This window comes from Rhodococcus erythropolis NBRC 15567, from assembly GCF_001552595.1.
Lineage (GTDB): Bacteria > Actinomycetota > Actinomycetes > Mycobacteriales > Mycobacteriaceae > Rhodococcus_F > Rhodococcus_F erythropolis.
This window is the reverse complement of the sequence record NZ_BCRM01000010.1, coordinates 73,348-91,800: the sequence shown is the minus strand read 5'-3', so window position 1 is coordinate 91,800 and position 18,453 is coordinate 73,348. Positions and strand designations below refer to the sequence as shown.

17 protein-coding genes and 1 riboswitch are annotated in these 18,453 nt (G+C 62.9%); of the genes, 8 read left to right on the top strand and 9 right to left on the bottom strand.

Annotated features, from left to right (window positions below):
* Positions 1–15 precede the first annotated feature (15 nt).
* From RE4_RS15825 to RE4_RS15810, 4 genes are all read right to left on the bottom strand, one after another.
* Positions 16–1,143, bottom strand: a complete 1,128-nt coding sequence (locus RE4_RS15825; RefSeq protein WP_020908095.1) for a glycosyltransferase family 4 protein — start codon at positions 1,141–1,143, stop codon at positions 16–18.
* A gap of 106 nt (positions 1,144–1,249) precedes the next feature.
* Entirely contained in the window at positions 1,250–2,608 is a 1,359-nt protein-coding gene (locus RE4_RS15820; RefSeq protein WP_020908096.1) for a hypothetical protein, read from the bottom strand.
* Between the two features lie 74 nt (positions 2,609–2,682).
* Positions 2,683–3,735: a C40 family peptidase gene (locus RE4_RS15815; RefSeq protein WP_060938901.1), complete on the bottom strand. Its 1,053-nt coding sequence runs from the start codon at positions 3,733–3,735 to the stop codon at positions 2,683–2,685.
* A 324-nt stretch (positions 3,736–4,059) separates the two neighbouring features.
* Positions 4,060–4,617 (bottom strand): C40 family peptidase, encoded by a 558-nt coding sequence (locus RE4_RS15810; RefSeq protein WP_019748904.1) that lies wholly within the window; start codon positions 4,615–4,617, stop codon positions 4,060–4,062.
* Positions 4,618–4,631: 14 nt separating this feature from the next.
* Positions 4,632–4,810: riboswitch (cyclic di-AMP (ydaO/yuaA leader) on the bottom strand.
* A gap of 521 nt (positions 4,811–5,331) precedes the next feature.
* Between RE4_RS15810 and RE4_RS15805 the strand changes: the two genes are divergently transcribed.
* Together RE4_RS15805 and RE4_RS15800 are read left to right on the top strand one after the other, a co-directional pair.
* Positions 5,332–7,092 (top strand): DEDD exonuclease domain-containing protein, encoded by a 1,761-nt coding sequence (locus RE4_RS15805; protein ID WP_019748905.1) that lies wholly within the window; start codon positions 5,332–5,334, stop codon positions 7,090–7,092.
* 78 nt (positions 7,093–7,170) lie between these two features.
* Positions 7,171–7,446: an Lrp/AsnC family transcriptional regulator gene (locus RE4_RS15800; RefSeq protein WP_003941677.1), complete on the top strand. Its 276-nt coding sequence runs from the start codon at positions 7,171–7,173 to the stop codon at positions 7,444–7,446.
* Between the two features lie 8 nt (positions 7,447–7,454).
* Here the strand turns inward: RE4_RS15800 and trpD are convergent, their stop codons facing one another.
* Entirely contained in the window at positions 7,455–8,546 is a 1,092-nt protein-coding gene (gene trpD, locus RE4_RS15795; RefSeq protein WP_020908099.1) for an anthranilate phosphoribosyltransferase, read from the bottom strand.
* 126 nt (positions 8,547–8,672) lie between these two features.
* Positions 8,673–9,161, bottom strand: coding sequence for a hypothetical protein (locus RE4_RS15790; protein WP_060938939.1), 489 nt, complete (start codon positions 9,159–9,161; stop codon positions 8,673–8,675).
* Between the two features lie 127 nt (positions 9,162–9,288).
* Here RE4_RS15790 and ctaE point away from each other — a divergent pair, with 127 nt between their 5' ends.
* From ctaE to qcrB, 4 genes are all read left to right on the top strand, one after another.
* On the top strand, positions 9,289–9,900 hold the full coding sequence (ctaE, locus tag RE4_RS15785; RefSeq protein ID WP_020908101.1) for an aa3-type cytochrome oxidase subunit III: 612 nt from the start codon (positions 9,289–9,291) through the stop codon (positions 9,898–9,900).
* Between the two features lie 64 nt (positions 9,901–9,964).
* The gene (gene qcrC / locus RE4_RS15780; protein WP_020908102.1) at positions 9,965–10,816 is read left to right on the top strand and encodes a cytochrome bc1 complex diheme cytochrome c subunit; all 852 of its coding nucleotides are present in this window, start codon (positions 9,965–9,967) and stop codon (positions 10,814–10,816) included.
* Positions 10,813–11,955, top strand: a complete 1,143-nt coding sequence (gene qcrA, locus RE4_RS15775) for a cytochrome bc1 complex Rieske iron-sulfur subunit (protein ID WP_020908103.1) — start codon at positions 10,813–10,815, stop codon at positions 11,953–11,955. Before qcrC ends, qcrA begins: the two co-directional genes overlap by 4 nt.
* 59 nt (positions 11,956–12,014) lie before the next feature.
* Positions 12,015–13,619, top strand: a complete 1,605-nt coding sequence (gene qcrB, locus RE4_RS15770; RefSeq protein ID WP_044480654.1) for a cytochrome bc1 complex cytochrome b subunit — start codon at positions 12,015–12,017, stop codon at positions 13,617–13,619.
* Between the two features lie 148 nt (positions 13,620–13,767).
* On the opposite strand, the gene RE4_RS15765 is transcribed toward qcrB, so the two are convergent.
* Positions 13,768–14,064, bottom strand: a complete 297-nt coding sequence (locus tag RE4_RS15765) for an antibiotic biosynthesis monooxygenase family protein (RefSeq protein ID WP_020908105.1) — start codon at positions 14,062–14,064, stop codon at positions 13,768–13,770.
* A gap of 66 nt (positions 14,065–14,130) precedes the next feature.
* Here RE4_RS15765 and RE4_RS15760 point away from each other — a divergent pair, with 66 nt between their 5' ends.
* Positions 14,131–14,520 carry a DUF3224 domain-containing protein gene (locus RE4_RS15760; protein ID WP_020908106.1) on the top strand — a complete coding sequence of 130 codons (390 nt, stop codon included), beginning with the start codon at positions 14,131–14,133 and terminating at the stop codon, positions 14,518–14,520.
* Between the two features lie 107 nt (positions 14,521–14,627).
* Here RE4_RS15760 and RE4_RS15755 read toward each other — a convergent pair whose 3' ends face one another.
* Together RE4_RS15755 and ctaC are read right to left on the bottom strand one after the other, a co-directional pair.
* Positions 14,628–15,044, bottom strand: a complete 417-nt coding sequence (locus RE4_RS15755; RefSeq protein ID WP_003941723.1) for a cytochrome c oxidase subunit 4 — start codon at positions 15,042–15,044, stop codon at positions 14,628–14,630.
* A 39-nt stretch (positions 15,045–15,083) separates the two neighbouring features.
* Entirely contained in the window at positions 15,084–16,148 is a 1,065-nt protein-coding gene (ctaC, locus tag RE4_RS15750) for an aa3-type cytochrome oxidase subunit II (RefSeq protein WP_019748910.1), read from the bottom strand.
* Between the two features lie 319 nt (positions 16,149–16,467).
* Between ctaC and asnB the strand changes: the two genes are divergently transcribed.
* On the top strand, positions 16,468–18,393 hold the full coding sequence (asnB, locus tag RE4_RS15745) for an asparagine synthase (glutamine-hydrolyzing) (protein ID WP_019748911.1): 1,926 nt from the start codon (positions 16,468–16,470) through the stop codon (positions 18,391–18,393).
* Positions 18,394–18,453: the final 60 nt, after the last annotated feature.

The following is an 18,453-nucleotide window of genomic DNA, read 5'->3' as shown; positions in this document are numbered from 1 at the left end:
TCGAGTCCCGGTGGCTCAGCCGAGCAGATTACGCAGCTTCGAAGCGAGCGTGTCCCACTTCCAGTCTTCGGCAACCCACTCCCGGCCGGCTGCTCCCATCGCGGCCGCTCGATCACGATCGGACAGCACCTCGATCACGGATTCGGCGACGTCCCGAACAGAGGTGCCGTCGACTACGAGCCCGGTCTTGTTCTGCTGCACGGTTTCCGGAGCGCCACCACTGCGGCCGGCGATGACCGGAACGCCGGTCGCCGAGGCCTCGAGGTAGACGATTCCCAGTCCTTCGACATCCAATCCCGCGCCTCGCGTGCGACACGGCATGGCAAACACGTCGGCAATCGTGTGGTGAGCCGCCAACTCTGCGGCGGGCACTGTGCCGGTGAAGACGACGTGATCGTCCATCCCGGTCTTACGTGTCAATTGACGGAGGTGGTCCTCGTACGGTCCACCGCCGACTATCACCAGTACCGCCCCGTCGACGCTCTTGCGAATGGTCGGCAGCGCCTTGATGAGCATGTCCTGCCCCTTGCGTGGCACGAGCCGCGACAGGCACAGGATCGTGGGCCGCTCCCCCAGCCCGTATCGCTTGCGCAGTTCTGCGCGGGCGACCGAGTCCGGGTGGAACACCGACGTGTCCACTCCGGACGGAAGGTGCTCGAGCGCCGCTTGCGGGCCGAAAGCCGCCGAGAACCGTCCACGGGTGTATTTGCTGACAAACGTCACCGCATCCGTGTGATCGCCGATCACACGCAACGACTGCCGCGCACCGGGAATCATCGACCACCCGACCTCGTGGCCGTGAGTACTCGCGATCACTCGGCTCGCTCCGGCGCGTCGAACAACCGGCGCCAACAGCGCCAAGGGCGCTGCCGCACCGAACCACACCGACTCACAGTCGTGCTTCTTGACCAGCTTCGCGGCCCGACGAGCGACAAAGGGCGACGGCAGCATCAGTGTCGTCGGGTGCCGAACGACCTCGAAAGGCTGTGCCGCATCGAACTTCTTGTGCGAGTCGCCCCGCCACCGCGGTGCGTACACCACCAACTTGTCCGCCGGCAGGTGCCCGGCAAACGTGTGGAGATAAGACTGGATACCTCCGGGGCGAGGAGGAAAATCGTTGGTCACCAAGAGGGTCCGGCGCATCCGTCCACCGTAGGGCACGCTGTGCTTGGAGTCGTGACAAGGGCACGCAGTGCTTCGAGACTTGCGAAGCTCACCTCGCCGAGTCGAACGTCCAGCCGCAAACCGCTCAGCCCAGATGGCTGTTGGTCCAGTCGACCCAGCCGACTCGCAGTTCCTCGGTTCCGACGCCGAGGACCGCTCGGATCCGCGAGTCGAGGTCTTCGGCCGTCATCTTTCCGGAGGCGAGGGCGCGAAAGAGGTCGGTCAGCTTCGCCTCGCCGAATCGATCAGCGATATACGCGTTGATAGACCACGCCGATTCGTACGCCAGTGAACTCACGACCGGGACACCGCCGAACTGTGTGTCGTCCGGAAACTCTGTCGGAGTATCGCCGGAGCGGACCGCTGCTGCCAGAGTCGGCGCGATCTCACCCCAGGCCCGCGAGGATCCACGATTTCCCGCGTATTCGGCGAACCCTTCCAACACCCACATCGGCGACCCGTCACGGGTTTTCGATCGGGCGGCTATGTGCATGAGCTCGTGGCGCAACACCGTTCGCCTGGTGATGTCGGTCAGCCTCGAAGCCGCGGCAGGCGAGAAGACCACCCGCTGGCCGCTCACGTCGGAAGACCCGTCCGCCGTTGCATCCGCGACCGACACTGCGGCAATCGAAGCGCCGTCGTGATGGGAGCCGACCAGTGCGGTGAACTCCTCCGCGGACCCCGCCACCATGAGCACCGCGCGCTCGGACCACCACGGCCCCCACAACTGCGTCGTGTTCTCGATGGCTGAGTCCACATCGGCCGCCAAAGCGTCGACGAACGCCTGCTGACCCGGGTGACCGATCACGAGTGCATTGCCCGCGGCATTTTCGGCGACGGCCAGCGGCCCGAAGTCCCAAGGGCCGTTCCAGGATTCGCCCGCCGTTCGGGCTCCGTCCAGTCCGACGATCGACCCGTCCGCAAGAACCGACCACTGATCTCCGCGTTTCGCGAGCGTCATGGACACTGCCTTGCGAGTGGGCAATGCGTCAACGCCGTCGAGGGCGTAGCGCAACAGAACCTGTGCATTCCAGACCTCGACGTCTCCGTCCGGTGCACCGGTTCGCGGCGCCGGTGTCAGGCCGCCGCTGGGAATCTCGTATCCCCAGTCGGAGAAATCGAGCGCTCCCGCAGCGGTGGCTCGCCGAACTTCCGCTTCGAGCACACCGGGTGCCGCAGCACTGTCGACGAACTTCGCCAGCCCCGACGGATCGTCGGACATCTGCGCCGCAGCCCATGCATCGAGAAATGCTTGTACCTGCGCGGTGCGTTCGGCGTCCTGCTCACTGGCCGCATTTTCGTCGGAATCGGACCTGTTCGTCAGGAAGATCGTCAACCCTAGAACGAGCACCACGGCAACGCCGAGCGCCACGAGGGCTGGATACTCCCAACGGCGTGGTCGATCTGCGCCGACGTCGGGCGTCGTCATCGGTTCAGTCGGCACGGTGCCGAGTGTAGGAGAACTCGACTCGACGCTTCACGGCGGCTGGCCACACGCCGCTCGGGCGCAGCAAGCCGTCAGTAACGACGCGCAGTGGAGAACTCCATGCCTGCCATCGACTGAACCTTCACCGGTACGCCGAACGTCGACGCATGCAGAATGTTTCCGTCGCCGGCGTAGATACCGACATGCGAGTTGTCGCTGTAGAAAGTCACGACGTCACCGGGCTGTAGTTGGTCCCTCGACACCGGTACGCCGCCCTGCGCCTGCGCCTGGCTCGAACGCGGCAGAGTCTTCCCGATTTGCTTGTAGGCCCATACGACCAGACCTGAGCAGTCGAACTCGTTCGGGCCGGTCGCGCCCCAGACATACGGGTCACCGATCCGCGTGAGGCCTGCCTGCAGAGCAGCAGCACCCGAACCAGGCGTCAAGTTAGCTAGAATTTTGCTGAGATCGACGTCCGGCGGGAATGGCGTACCGCTCAGTTGGTTACGCTCGGCGTCGGTGAGGCTCTGGAAAGCTTTGGTCACGTCGGCGATCTGCGTCTGCAATTCACTCTGCTTGCGCTGCAAATCGTCACTGAGTGCGCGGGCTTGATCGGCGGCGGTCCGCGCTTCTTCGGCCGAACGCTTCGATGCTTCCGAGGCGGCACGCGCTTCGGCAGTGGCTTGGTTGAACTGTGAGACCTGCACTGCCGCGTCGTTGGAAATCACGTCCAGCGCGGACATCTGATCGAGCAACTGCTGCGGCGAGTCGCTCACCATCAACGCAAAGAGGCGATTGGTCCGCGCACCCTGGTAATTCGCTGTGGCAATACGGTTTACCGCCGGAGCGAACTCGGCGACACGTGCCGAAGCCGCGTCGAGAAGACCCTGATCGGCTGCCGAACGCGCGTCCGCATCATTCGCGACCGCCAGCTTCGCGTCGAGGTCGATCTGTGCGTTGTGCAGCGCTTCGTTGGTCTGCTCGGATACCCGGGAGAGTTCACCGAGCTTGTCGAGCGCCTCGGTGGGGTTGGTGATGACGGGGTCGGCACCGGCCTGCATCGAAGGCCCTGCGACGAGTCCGAACGCCAGCACTCCCACTGTCAATGCGGCGCGTACTCGACTGTTGTTTTTCGATGAAACCACGGAATGCAACTCTCCGTCTCGGTGAAGCGACGTCGACCGGGACCGGTCGACGATCTGTTAGCTGGCTGTCAACTATCCACAGTACCTGTCTCGGCCGCGCAATGTCTCGATAAGGTTACGGAACGGCATACGTTTGTGTCTACTCGCCGGTAGGCGTGTCGGGGTGAAGTACCGGGCGAATTGTCGCGAAACGAAAATGTGGGCCTCGAATCAAAGATTCGAGGCCCACATTCGAAGATCCGGAGCTCCCCCGAGCTCCGCCGCCTTGCAGCGGCGGATCGTTCCGACCGTCTACCGGAGACAGCCGTCGAGCGTGTTCAGAAATCAGTAACGGCGAGCACCGTCGTACGGCATCGAGGACACCGGTGCGAGCTTCACGGGCTGACCAGCGGTCGACGCGTGGATGACATTGCCGTTGCCGGCGTAGATGCCCGAGTGCGATCCGCCGTAGAAGGAGATCACGTCGCCGACCTGAAGATCGGACTGTGAAACGGCAACGCCGGCTGCGGCCTGGTCGTAGCTCGTGCGAGGCAGGTTCAGACCAGCCTGCTTGTATGCCCACTGGACCAGACCGGAGCAGTCGAATGCGTCCGGGCCCGATGCGCCGTACACGTACGGGGAGCCCAGCTTGCTCTCTGCGGCGCGAACTGCCTGCTCACCAACACTGGAGATGGGAGCGGCCGGAGCGGCCGGTGCGATGTCGGTGATGCCCGGGATGACCGGCAACTGAGGAATAGAAACGCCCGGAACCTCGAAGGTGCCGACGCCGGGGATGGTGATGGGGTCTGCCGAGGCAGGTGCAGCGGTTGCAGCAAATGCTCCGACTGCGAGCGCGCCGGCTACTGCCAACTGCGCTGAACGCTTGAAACTCTGTGACGCCACTTAAGGGGTGCTCCATTTCTTCCATTCATCCGCCGACCGAGTTAGCTGACGGGTTCGGGCTGGGAAGATCAGCCCTACCCGCGTGGTCCGCAGCGATCATGCGTGCTGCACCCCAGGCGGGATTCACCCCAGTGGAAACTTGGGTTCCCGGTTCGGGTTCCTCGCGGAGATCCCGATTAGGCGGTTCCTGACGATGCCGGTCCCGTTTGGTCCGGCAAGACTTCGTTAGGTCTCAGGAAGGTTACGAAATGATCGCGACGATGTCGACCGCTTCGTGACAATCGCGCCCGATTCGCCGGAAATCATGCTGCCGCGCCCGCGATACGCCGGACGGGTCACGAAGAGATAACAACAGGTCTGTTCGGCGAGGCTCACCTGGCCCGCAAACCTGCGCTTGCTACCCACTGGCAAGGGTCACCAAACCCGACAATCCGATCTTCCATGCAGTTCAACGCCGATTACTTGAAACTAGAACCCGTTTCGATCAATCAGGCGGTTTCGGCGACTGATCGCCGTAGCAACACCCTCACGAATCGCCCTACCGGTAAGTAGGTAGGAGTCCGCATTCGCGAGTTCCCACCGCAAGTGTGATCCTCGTCTCTCGTACTTTTGTCGGGGGTCAATCCGTTGCTTTCCCAATGGAAGTCGGAGTGAGCCGGGTTCCGCGTATGCACTCTCGAATTCGTGTCGGGGGGTCCTTCTACTGTCTGCGGTGTGAGTCCCGCCTCGGCCCGAGAATTTCCGTCTCCGTCCCCGTTCTCCGACGGGGAGAAGTTCGACGTCGGGCGGCAACTGAGCTTCGACGAGCTGGACACACCGCTGAGCGAAACGACGTTTGTCGTCGTCGACCTCGAGACCACAGGTGGAAGCGCCGACCAGGACTCCATCACCGAGATCGGCGCCGTCAAGATCCGCGGTGGCGAAGTGCTCGGTGAAATGGCAACACTCGTCGATCCCGGCCGATCGATTCCGCCGTACATCGTCGAACTGACCGGAATCACCACCGCCATGCTGATCGGCGCACCTCCCATCGAACGTGTCCTACCCGCTTTTCTCGAATTCGCCGAGGGCGCGGTGCTGGTGGCACACAACGCGCCCTTCGACATCGGCTTCCTGAAAGCAGCGGCGTCACGCAGCGCACGCCCGTGGCCGTCGTTCCGTGTGCTGTGCACTGTGAAGCTCGCCAGACGCGTGCTCACCCGCGACGAGGCGCCTTCGGTCAAACTCTCCGCACTCGCCCATCTCTTCCAGGTGACCACCCAACCGACGCACCGCGCGCTCGACGACGCGCGTGCGACCGTCGACGTCCTACACGGGTTGATCGACAGAGTCGGGAACCAAGGCGTCCACAGTTACAGCGAACTCGTCGACTACCTGCCCAACATTTCCTCACATCAGCGCGCAAAACGGTCCTTCGCCGCAAACCTGCCGCGAAGCCCGGGTGTCTACCTTTTCCGAGGCCCTTCGGACGAAGCCCTCTATATAGGAACTGCTACCGACCTTCGACGCCGCGTCCGCAACTACTTCACCGGTTCGGAGACCCGCGGCCGGATGAAGGAAATGGTCGCGCTCGCCACCCGTGTGGACCACGTCGAGTGCGCCCATGCGCTCGAGGCAGGGGTGCGTGAACTACGACTACTGAGCGCGCATGCACCCCCGTACAACCGTCGCTCCAAATTCCCCAAAAGAGGATGGTGGATCACTCTCACCGACGAGGCGTTTCCCAGACTGTCCGTGGTTCGCACGCCTACGGCCGATTCGATCGGCCCGTTCACCTCTCGCGGCGACGCAGTCGAAGTCGCCGACACCGTCGCAGAGTTCAGCCGCCTACGCACGTGCACCAAACGTCTCGGGCGCGGCGCCGTTCACGGCCCTGACTGCCCCGCTCGCGAACTGGGGGCGTGTCCCGCCTCCTGGGCACCGGAACTCACTGCGCAGGACTACGCGGCCGCCCCTGAGACTGTGCGTGGATTCTTCCGGGGAACCAACGACGCTCCCCTCCAACAAATGCAGGCGCGAATAGACGAGCTGTCCGAACACGCGTTGTTCGAGAATGCTGCTCGTCTGCGTGACCGAACGGTCGCAGTCTCTACCGCAGTGCGGCGCACTCAGCGACTTGCAGCAGTCGCGGCGATCGAACAACTGATTCTCGCCCGTCCCACCGGGGACGGCGGCTGGGAGCTGTCGGTGATCCGTTCCGGACGTCTCGCGTCCGCCGGGCTCGCCAGACGTGGAACTCACCCGATGCCCGTCGTCGACGCCATCACCGCGGCAGCCGAAACCGTCCTACCGGACGACGCACCGTTCCGCGGCGCGTCACCCGAAGAACTGGGCCTGATCGCACGGTGGCTCGCATCGGACGGTGTCCGAATCGTGTCGGCGACATCCGGCTACGTCGAACCTGCGGGCGGCGCCGGCAAGTGGGAAGCCTGGTGCCGACTCGCGCGGGCCGGTACCGAATCCGAACATCGATGACGTAACGACGGAGCGGCACCCCTAAGCTCGATCGAAACCACCGGGTCATCACAACCCACCGGGAAATCGAGGAGAGAAATGATCAACGCCATCGTCATGATTCACGCCGAGTCCGCTCGGATCCCGGAAACCGCGCAGGCCGTCGCCGACCTGTCCGGAGTGACGGAGGTCTACTCGTGCGCAGGTGACGTCGACTTGATCGCCATCGTGAAGGTACGTGACCACGCTCAGATCGCCGACGTGGTCACCGGAGGAATCAACAAGGTGCCCGGCGTTCTCCGAACCGCCACACACATCGCCTTCCAGTCATTCTCCAGCGCAGACGTCGAGGCCGGTTTCTCGCTGGGCGAGTAGCTCGTCGATCAGGCTTGGTCGGCCAGTTCGGCGGTGAGTGCCGCCCACTTGTGAAGCAGTTCAGCGCCGGCGCCGCTGTCGATCGCGGCAGCGGCTGCAGTCATCCCGGCGGAGATCGCACCCTCGAGATCGTCACCGACACCGTTGAACGCCGCGATGGCCGCTCCCGCGTTCAGCAAGACCGCGTCCCGGACCGGCCCCTTCTGTCCGGAAAGCAGCGTTCGGGCGACGGTGGCGTTGAATTCGGCGTCTCCTCCGCGCAACTCTTCGAGAGGAACGCGGTCGATTCCGAGGTCGCGCGGATCCAGCGTGACAGTTCGCACACTTCCACCGCCGACGATGTGAACCGTCGAAGTCGTCGATGTGGTCAGTTCGTCGAGTCCGTCGTCTCCACGCACCACCAACGCCGAATTACCGCGCTGCGCAAGGACTCCCGCGACGACCGAGATCAGCTTCGGAAATGCGCACCCGATCAGCCCGGCACGCGGACGAGCCGGATTGGTCAGTGGACCGAGCACGTTGAATGCCGTCGGGATGCCGATTTCCTTGCGAGGCACCGCCGCAAAGCGCAGTGCGGGATGGAAGACCGGCGCGAAACAAAAGCCGATGCCGACCTCTTCGACGCACCTCGCAACCTGCTCCGGGCCGAGGTTGATGCGAACGCCGAGCGCCTCGAGCACGTCTGCGCCACCGCTCTTGGACGAAGCAGCGCGGTTGCCGTGCTTGACAACTCGCACACCGGACGCGGCAACCACGATCGAGGCCATCGTCGAGATGTTGACCGTGTTGGAGCGGTCGCCACCCGTGCCGACGATGTCGACGACGTCGGAATCGACCGGCACGCGCCGGGAGTGTTCGAGCATGGCGCCGGCGAGCCCTTCCAACTCCGCGGGGGTTTCGCCCTTCATCTTCAGCCCGACGCCGAAAGCGGCGATCTGAGCGGAAGTGGCATTGTCCGACATGATCTCGCCCATCGCCCACCGACTGTCGGCTTCCGACAGGTCACTGCCGTCCGTGAGCAGACCGAGAATCATCGGCCACGACCGCACCACTGCACTCGAATCGACGTTCACGGCGTTGGATGCGTCGGTGCCGGCCATAGTGCCTTGGTCCCCTGTCGTTCATGTGGGCTGGATTTCGAGCTGTCGTTTCGTGCTGCCATTTTGTGCTGCCGATGACCCTCGCAGCCTAGTCAGTGAGGTAGCAAGGGAACCGAATAGGGCCGCTCAGGTCTTTCGGCGACCACGTTTGGGCGTCGCCTCCGCAAGAATCGGGGGCTGGAGCGCGTCCCACCCGGCGACGGAACCACCGAGTCGCTGCGCCAGACCGGCCATTCGTGATCGCTCCTGGGAGCAATGCAGGGCGTCAAGGATTTGGACACGCTCAAAGATGACGCGAACCGAATTCTCGACCGCCTGAGTCACGTCCTCGGGCCGACTCGAGCCTCGCACATATCCGTCCTGAGCGACGATGTTCTCGGCATCGGCAACCGAGTCCTCCGGCAGGTCGAGATGGTGCCGCAGAACCACTTCGGACTCCGCCCGAAACTCCGGCTCGGTGGAGCCGGCACGTTCGAGAGCGGTCGAACTCGCCTCGGCGTCGTCGAAGCCCTCGGCAACGACGACCAGATCCGACCGCGCCGCGTCGAGCGGCGTCGGAATCTTCGTGCCGAAAATTCTCAGGAACCACGGTCTACTCTTGTGTGTAGCTGCCATCGCGCCAGCATATTCCGACCACGCCACCAGCGCGTTCGCCGCCCGATCCCGCGAACTCGAGCCGAGCGACGCGCCGATGGTGGACCCGAGTGGTCGTCTCTTACGACGAAGCGTCATACTTCTGTCTGTGACGAGCGCAGTAGGGACTTCAGGATCGGCAATCACCCAACGCGTGCACTCGCTGAACCGGCCGAATATGGTCAGCGTTGGCACCATCGTGTGGTTGTCAAGTGAGCTCATGTTCTTCGCAGGGCTCTTTGCCATGTACTTCGTGGCACGAGCTCAGGCGAACGGAAATTGGCCGCCGGAGCCAACCGAATTGAACCTGTATCTGGCCGTGCCGGTGACCTTGGTGCTTATCGCATCTTCGTTCACCTGCCAGATGGGTGTCTTCGCGGCTGAGCGTGGCGACGTCTTCGGACTTCGTCGCTGGTACACCATCACCTTGATCATGGGGGCGTTCTTCGTCTCCGGCCAGGGTTACGAGTACTACCACCTTGTGCACGAGGGCACCACGATTTCGAGCAGCGTGTACGGCTCGGTGTTCTACATGACCACCGGCTTCCACGGTCTGCACGTCATCGGCGGTCTCATCGCCTTCGTCTTCTTGATCGCACGTACCCGGGTCAGCAAGTTCACGCCCGCCCAGGCCACCGCCGCGATCGTTGTTTCGTACTACTGGCACTTTGTCGACATCGTGTGGATCGCGCTGTTTGCCACGATTTATTTCATCCGTTAATCAGCTGTACGCCCCAGGCAGCCCCTGACGTCCAGTTCCGTCCCGACATACCAAAGGGATACAGATGAGTTCATCCCCCCCTCCCGCATCCGATAACTCAGCGAATGCCGCGAAGTCGCGTCGCCAGCGGAAAATCCGCCGGCGCGTTACCGGCGCGCTCGTATTGATGATGGGATTGATCAGCGCAGGTTTCCTCGCTTCGGCGTTGACACCAGCTCCGCAGGTTGCGACCGCCAGCGACGATTCAGCAGCCCTGATTCGTGAAGGCAAGCAGCTCTACGACACGTCATGCATCACGTGCCACGGCGCGAACTTGCAGGGCGTGCAGGACCGCGGTCCCAGCCTCATCGGCGTCGGCGAAGCAGCCGTGTACTTCCAGGTCTCCTCTGGTCGTATGCCCGCAGCTCGCAACGAGGCCCAGGCTGCACGCAAGGACCCCAAGTTCGATGCTGCGCAGACCGACGCCCTCGGCGCTTTCATCCAGGCCAACGGCGGCGGCCCGACGCTCATCCGCGACGAGAACGGCGAAATCGCCCAGTCCTCGCTGCGCGGTGGCGACATCGGACGCGGCAGTGAGCTCTTCCGGCTCAACTGCGCGTCGTGCCACAACTTCACCGGCCGCGGTGGCGCACTGTCCTCGGGCAAGTACGCCCCGGTCCTGGATCCGGCCAGCGAGCAGCAGATCTACGCTGCCATGGTTACCGGCCCCCAGAACATGCCGAAGTTCTCGGATCGTCAGCTGACGATCGAGGAGAAGAAGGACATCATCGCCTACGTCAAGTCGTCGGGCGAGTCGAAGGACCCCGGTGGGTACGGGCTCGGTGGCCTCGGTCCGGCCTCTGAGGGTCTCGCCATGTGGGCCGTCGGAATCATCGCTGTCGTCGGTGCAGCATTGTGGATCGGAGCAAGGTCATGAGCGACGCTGGCCAGCATGGCGGCGATACGCCTAAGAAGTACACAGATGAAGAGCTCGACGCGATGTCACGCGACGACCTGGTCAAGCTGGGTACCAATCTCGATGGCGTCGATGTCGTCTACCGCCGTGATCGTTGGTCGGTAAAGGGCACCAGGGCGGAAAAGCGCGCCGAGCGCAACGTCGCCTTCTGGTTCGGCCTCGCCGGCGTTTCGGCGATCGCATTCATCGCGATCTACCTGTTCTGGCCCTGGGAGTATGCAGGTGCCGGTGACGAGAACTACGGCAAGTACAGCCTGTACACCCCGCTGATCGGCTTGACCATGGGTCTGGCGATCCTCGGCGTCGGCATCGGTGCCGTTCAGTTCACCAAGAAGTTCATCCCCGAAGAGGTCTCGATCCAGGACCGCCACGACGGTGGATCCACCGAGGTCGATCGTCGCACGATCGTCGCCGAGCTCGGCGACACCCTCGATACGTCCACCCTCCCCCGCCGCAAGGCCATCAAGCGCAGCTTGATGTTCGGCGGTGGCGCACTCGGCGTCATGATGGTCATGCCTCTCGGCGGACTCATCAAGAACCCGTGGGCCAAGGGCGACGACTCACCCCTGTGGGTGTCCGGCTGGACCCCGAACTACCCGGGCGAGACCATCTACCTGCGTCGTGACACCGGCCGTCCCGAGGACATCGTCCTCGTTCGCCCGGAAGATCTCGATGCCGGTTCGATGGAAACGGTCTTCCCGTTCCGCGAGTCCGACCGTGGCGACGAGCACGCTCTGCTCGCAGCACTGCGCGGCATTCGTAACTCGGTGATGCTCATCCGCCTCCGCACGGAAGACACCGCGCGTGTCACCAAGCGCAAGGGCCAGGAGAGCTTCAACTACGGCGATTACTTCGCGTACTCGAAGATCTGCACCCACCTGGGTTGCCCCACCTCGCTCTACGAACAGCAGAGCAACCGTATTCTGTGCCCCTGCCACCAGTCGCAGTTCGACGCACTGACCTACGGCAAGCCGATCTTCGGTCCCGCTGCTCGCGCACTTCCGCAGTTGCCTATTACAGTGAACGAAGAGGGCTTCCTGGTCGCCGACGGTGACTTCATCGAAGCACTCGGCCCGGCATTTTGGGAGCGTCGACCGTGACCACAACAACAACCAAACCGTCCAAGATCAGCGCGGCAGCGGCTGGACAAGCGGAGGCTATGGACTCCCGCTACCACCTCGCCGCAGGCATGCGCCGGCAGATCAACAAGGTCTTCCCGACGCACTGGTCCTTCATGCTCGGCGAGATCGCGCTCTACAGCTTCGTGATCCTGCTGATCTCCGGGGTATTCCTGACACTGTTCTTCGATCCGTCGATGGCACACGTCGTCTACCAGGGCGCGTACCAGCCGCTTCGCGGTGTCACGATGTCTCGCGCCTACGAGACGACCCTGAACATCTCCTTCGAGGTGCGCGGCGGTCTCTTCGTTCGCCAGATTCACCACTGGGCTGCACTGATGTTCGCGGCGTCGATCATCGTTCACCTCGCTCGCATCTTCTTCACCGGCGCATTCCGTCGTCCGCGTGAAGCGAACTGGGTCATCGGCTGCCTGCTGCTCATCCTGGCGATGTTCGAAGGCTTCTTCGGTTACACCATCCCCGACGACCTGCTCTCGGGCACCGGCCTCCGCGCCGCCTTCGGTGGTATCACGATGAGTATCCCGATCGTCGGTACCTGGATGCACTGGCTGATCTTCGACGGCGACTTCCCCGGCGACCTCATTATCCCGCGTCTCTACGTCGCTCACGTGCTGCTGTTCCCGGGCATCATCCTGGCTCTGATCGCCGGCCACCTCGCGTTGGTCTGGTACCAGAAGCACACGCAGTTCCCCGGCCCCGGCCGTACGGAACAGAACGTAGTCGGCGTCCGCATCCTCCCGGTCTTCGCGATGAAGGGTGGCGCGTTCTTCGCCATGACCTTCGGCGTGCTCGCACTGCTCGGTGGTCTGTTCCAGATCAACCCCGTGTGGAACATCGGTCCTTACAACCCGTCACAGGTCTCGGCAGGTTCCCAGCCCGATATCTACATGATGTGGACGGACGGCCTTGCTCGACTGTGGCCGGCGTGGGAGATCTACCTGTTCGGCCGCTACACGATCCCCGCTGTGTTCGCCGTCGCCCTGATCATGGGCCTCGTCTTCGCACTGTTGATCGCGTACCCGTGGATCGAGAAGCGTCTCACCGGAGACGACGCTCACCACAACATCCTGCAGCGCCCGCGCGACGTGCCGGTCCGTACCGCTATCGGTGCGATGTCCATCGCGTTCTACCTGGTGCTCACGATCTCCTGCATCAACGACATCATCGCGTACCACCTTCACATCTCGCTGAACGCAATGACGTGGATCGGCCGTATCGGCATGGTCATCCTTCCGCCCATCGCGTACTTCGTGACGTACCGGTTCTGCATCGGCCTGCAGCGCAGTGACCGTGCAGTCCTCGAACACGGCATCGAGACCGGCATCATCAAGCGGATGCCGAACGGCCAGTACATCGAGATCCACCAGCCGCTCGGCCCCGTCGACGAGCACGGACACCCGATCCCGCTCGAGTACCAGGGTGCCGCTGTCCCGAAGAAGATGAACAAGCTCGGCCTCGCCGGCAAGCCCGGTAGCGGTAGCCTCATCACCGCTGACCCAGTCGAGGAGAGCGAGGCTCTCGAAGCCGCTCATCACGAAGCTGAGCACGAGCAGCTTCAGATCCTTCTGGACTACCAGAACCGAACCAACGGCAAGTCCGATGGTTCCAGTGGAGAACTCCACTAAGAACGACAGTTGACCAGTGAGGCCCCGAACCGGATTCCGGTTCGGGGCCTCACTCGTTCTCTGAGCGATTCAGCATGACAACCTCCATTGGGTCACCACTCCCCCAGTTCGACGTCTGAGCGCCGACAACAGCGGGCACGACGCCTTGCTAGACCTCGAGCACAGTTGAATAGTGCTCCACCGTCGGGAACGGCTCGTAGAAGTGGTGGAGAAGTTCTCGCCACTTCTCGTATCCCGTGGACTGACGGAACCCGATGGTGTGTGACTCCACGTCTTCCCACTCGACGAGCAAGAGATACCGCTCCGGCGATTCCAGGCAGTGCGAGAGTCGCAGCCTGATGAATCCGGGGACCTCGGAGATGATGGTTCGGGCCACATCGAACGCGGCCTCGAATCGCGCTGACTGCGACGGATCGACCTGCAGGACGGCATGTTCGAGGATCATCTACGGAGTGTTGCACGTTCTCGGTAGTCCCCTCGAGGCGTTGCCGCCTGGTGAGATACTCGGACCATGACATCCCATGCACGCGGCACCTTCGAGATCGATCTCCGCCCCGCCGATCCTGAGCTCTCCGGACGCGTCGGGCGCTTCGAGTTCGACAAGACGTTCATCGGCGGCGTCGAAGGAACATCGACCGGACTCATGCTGTCCGCGGGCGATCCGACAACCGGTGAAGCGGGCTACGTCGCTTTGGAGTTTGTCACCGGGCAGGTCGACGAAGCTGTGGGATCGTTCGCCCTGCAGCAGTTCGGTCAGATGATCAACGGAACGCAGAAGCTGCTGTACGAGATCGTGCCGGGGTCCGGAACCGGCGAGCTGAAGGGCATCTCGGGCACTCTCGAGCTAGAGATCGTCGACGGTCTGCACCGCTACGACCTCGAATACTCGCTCCACGATTGACAAAGAGCGGTTGGGTAATCGGCACCCTCGTACCGCAACTCGCAGATACGACAACAGAGGCGCCGTACCCGGGTGGGTGCGGCGCCTCTGTTCGAGTGCGTGTGAAACTAGTGCTTCTCAGGTCCGGTGTAGTACTCGAACACCAGGCCTGCGGCTGCGGCGAGCACACAGACAACTGCGACTGCGATGAGCCACGGCTGGAAGTACGCCAGCGACACTGCCGCGAGTGCAGCTGCGGCGGCAAGCAGGATCGGCCAGAAGCTACCCGGGCTGAAGAAGCCCAGTTCTCCTGCACCATCCGAGATTTCTGCGTCGTCGTAGTCCTCGGGACGGGTGTCCAGACGACGGGCAACGAAGCGGAAGTAGGTACCCACGATGAGCGTCAGACCTGCAGACAGGACGATGGCCGTCAGTCCGGCCCACTCGATACCTGTGCGTGACAGAGCGGTGAACACTCCGTAGATGATCGCGACGAGAATGAAGAACATCGTCAGGATCTCGAAGAGCTTGGCTTCGATCTTCATATCAGCACTTGTCCTTGTTCAGTGAAGAGGCTGGCCGGCTCAGTTGCCTGCAGTGGCGACGGTTGCCTGACGGTACTCGCGGTCGGTGTTGAACGGCGTGGTCGACGTAGCCACCGGCGACTGACCGATTGCCTGCAGGGCCTCGGCGGTTGTCAGACCACCCTTGCCCTCCGCGTCACCCTTGCGCAGTTCGATGTACTTGGCGAAGTCCTCGGGCGAAACCGCACGAACCTCGAAGTTCATCATCGCGTGGAACGTGCCACACATTTCTGCACAACGCCCGACGAACGCGCCTTCCTTCTCGATCTCACTGATCTGGAAGATGTTGTCCGAGTGGTTCTCCTTGGGGTTCGGGAGAACGTCGCGCTTGAACAGGAACTCAGGCACCCAGAAAGCGTGGATGACGTCCGAGGAAGCGAGTTCGAACTGGATCCGCTTGCCGGTGGGCAGAACGAGGATCGGGATCTCCTGGCTGGAGCCGACAGTCTCGATCTTGTCGTAGTGCAGGTAGCTCAGGTCCTCGGTGCTGTTGCCGTGGATCGGGCCGGGAACTTCTTCGCCGTGATCGTTGACAGTGGAGCCCTCGGCCTTGGCAGCCTCTTCGGCTTCGACGTCGATGCCGTTGTACTTGGCACTGCCGTCACCGAACTCGATGGAGCGGTAGCCGAACTTCCAGTTCCACTGGAATGCCGTGACGTCTACGACGACGTCAGGGTTGTCCGTCTTGTCCAGAACATGGTTCTGGACGATGACGGTGAAGTAGAAGAGAACCGCGATGATGACGAAGGGAACTGCCGTGTAACCGAGTTCGAGAGGCACGTTGTATGCCGTCTGACGCGGGAATTCCGGCGAGTCCTTCTTCTTGCGGTGGAAGATGACGGCCCAGAAGACCAGTCCCCACACCAGCACACCCATGACGAGGGCGGCTACGACCGACCACGTCCACAGCTCACGCATGCGCGTCGCCTCCGGGGTGATGCCCGAAGGCCACCCGAAACGAAGCACTTCGTTGTCGATGGAGCAACCCGACAGCAGCAAGGCAGCAATGCCCAGAGATACTGCCAGCCCCGCTCGCCGAAGGATCCGACCTTGCGCCACGTTCACGCCTTCCTGATCGCCACAAAATTCAACTAGGGCATGCCCGGAGGGAAGGCCCAATTACTACGCAGCGTAGACCAAAGCCGGGCGCTATCCATCCTCGGGTCCTCGCCCGTGTCGCGGCGGACGTCACACAGCTCTCTCAGGTGCTGCTCAGGAACGGCTCAGGTCGTTTCGGCGACGCACATCACGTCGATTCGTTCCGCCGCGATCGGCAGGGACGTCGATCTGCGGCATACTTTCGACAAGAGTTCGTTGACCTCTCCCCGACACTCGTGTCCGGGAGCCTTCTCTACAAAAATTCTGAATCGAGGAACCGGACGCTGTGTGTGGACTGCTCGGGCTACTGACATCTGGCGGAACCAGCGAGGACGCCGTCTCGCGGGTCGACCAGGCGATGCATTGCCTTCGTCACCGCGGGCCGGACGAACACGGGACGTGGAACGACGACCACCTCGTCTTCGGGTTCAACCGCCTGGCGATCATCGACATCGCTCATTCCCACCAGCCGCTGCGTTGGGGCCCGCCGGAGAACCCGGAGCGTTATGCGCTCACTTTCAACGGCGAGATCTACAACTACCTGGAGATCCGCGCCGAACTGGTCAAGGACCACGACGCCAAGTTCTTCACCGAGGGCGACTCCGAGGCCATCGTCGCTGCATTCCACTACTGGGGTGAGGATGCGGTCCGGCGCCTGCGCGGAATGTTCGCGTTTGCGATCTGGGACACCGACACACGCGAGCTGTTCATCGCGCGCGATCCGTTCGGGATCAAGCCGCTGTTCATTGCTACCGGCGCCGGCGGCACCGCGTTCGGCAGTGAGAAGAAGAGCCTGCTCGAACTCACCGATCTGATCGGCATCGGTACCGAGCTGGATCCGCGCGCCATCGAGCACTACACCGTTCTGCAGTACGTACCGGAGCCGGAAACACTGCACAAGGAGATCCGACGCCTGGAGTCGGGCAGCTTCGCCCGGGTGCGTCCGGGCGAGGAACCCACGTTCACGAGGTACTTCACGCCGAAGTTCCCGGCCAAGCCTTTTGCACCTGGCACCGAGAAGGCGCGCTACCAGGAAATCGCCGAGGCACTCGAGGATTCGGTCGCCAAGCACATGCGCGCCGACGTCACCGTCGGTTCATTCCTGTCCGGTGGTATCGACTCCACGGCGATCGCGGCGCTGGCGATGCGCCACAACCCCAACCTGATCACCTTCACGACCGGTTTCGAACGTGAGGGCTATTCCGAGGTCGACGTCGCTGCAGAATCTGCCGCGGCGATCGGCGCGAAGCACGTCGTCAAGGTGGTCTCCCCCGCCGAGTTCGCCGCTGCCATTCCCGAGATCGTCTGGTACCTCGACGACCCGGTAGCCGATCCGGCATTGATTCCGCTGTGGTTCATCGCCAAGGAAGCCCGCAAGCACGTCAAGGTCGTGCTGTCCGGCGAGGGTGCCGACGAGCTGTTCGGCGGCTACACGATTTACCGTGAGCCGTTGTCGCTCAAGCCTTTCGAGTACCTCCCCAAGGGATTACGTCGGGCTGCGGGCAAGTTGTCCGAACGCATCCCGGACGGTACTCGCGGCAAGAGTCTGCTCAATCGCGGTTCGTTGACCCTCGAGGAGCGCTACTACGGCAATGCTCGTAGCTTCAACGACGCTCAACTCCGCGCCGTCCTTCGCGATTTCCGCCCCGAGTGGACTCACCAGGACGTCACCGCGCCGATCTACGCGCAGTCACGGGACTGGGATCCGGTTGCCCGGATGCAGCATCTCGACCTGTTCACCTGGCTGCGCGGCGACATCCTCGTCAAGGCCGACAAGATGACGATGGCCAACTCGCTGGAACTGCGTGTGCCGTTCCTCGATCCCGAGGTCTTCGACGTAGCGTCACGCGTGCCGCTCGATCAGAAGATCACGAAGGACACAACCAAGTACGCACTGCGTCAGGCCCTGGAAGGCATTGTGCCGCACCATGTTCTGCACCGTGCGAAGCTCGGATTCCCGGTTCCCCTACGCCATTGGCTGCGCGGCACCGAACTCTTCGACTGGGCACATCTGCAGATCGAGGAGTCGGGTACCGACCACATCTTCGACAAGCAGGCCGTCGTGAAGATGCTCAACGATCACCGCGAGGGCGTGTCCGACCACAGCCGACGCCTGTGGACCGTGCTGACGTTCATGGTCTGGCACGGGATCTTCGTGGAGAAGCGCATCGTGCCGCAGATCCAGGAACCGGTGTACCCGGTCAACATCTAGGCCTTCGGCCCCGTGAGTGGTCAGGGAGTCTCCGGACTCCTCAACCACTCACGGGGCGGA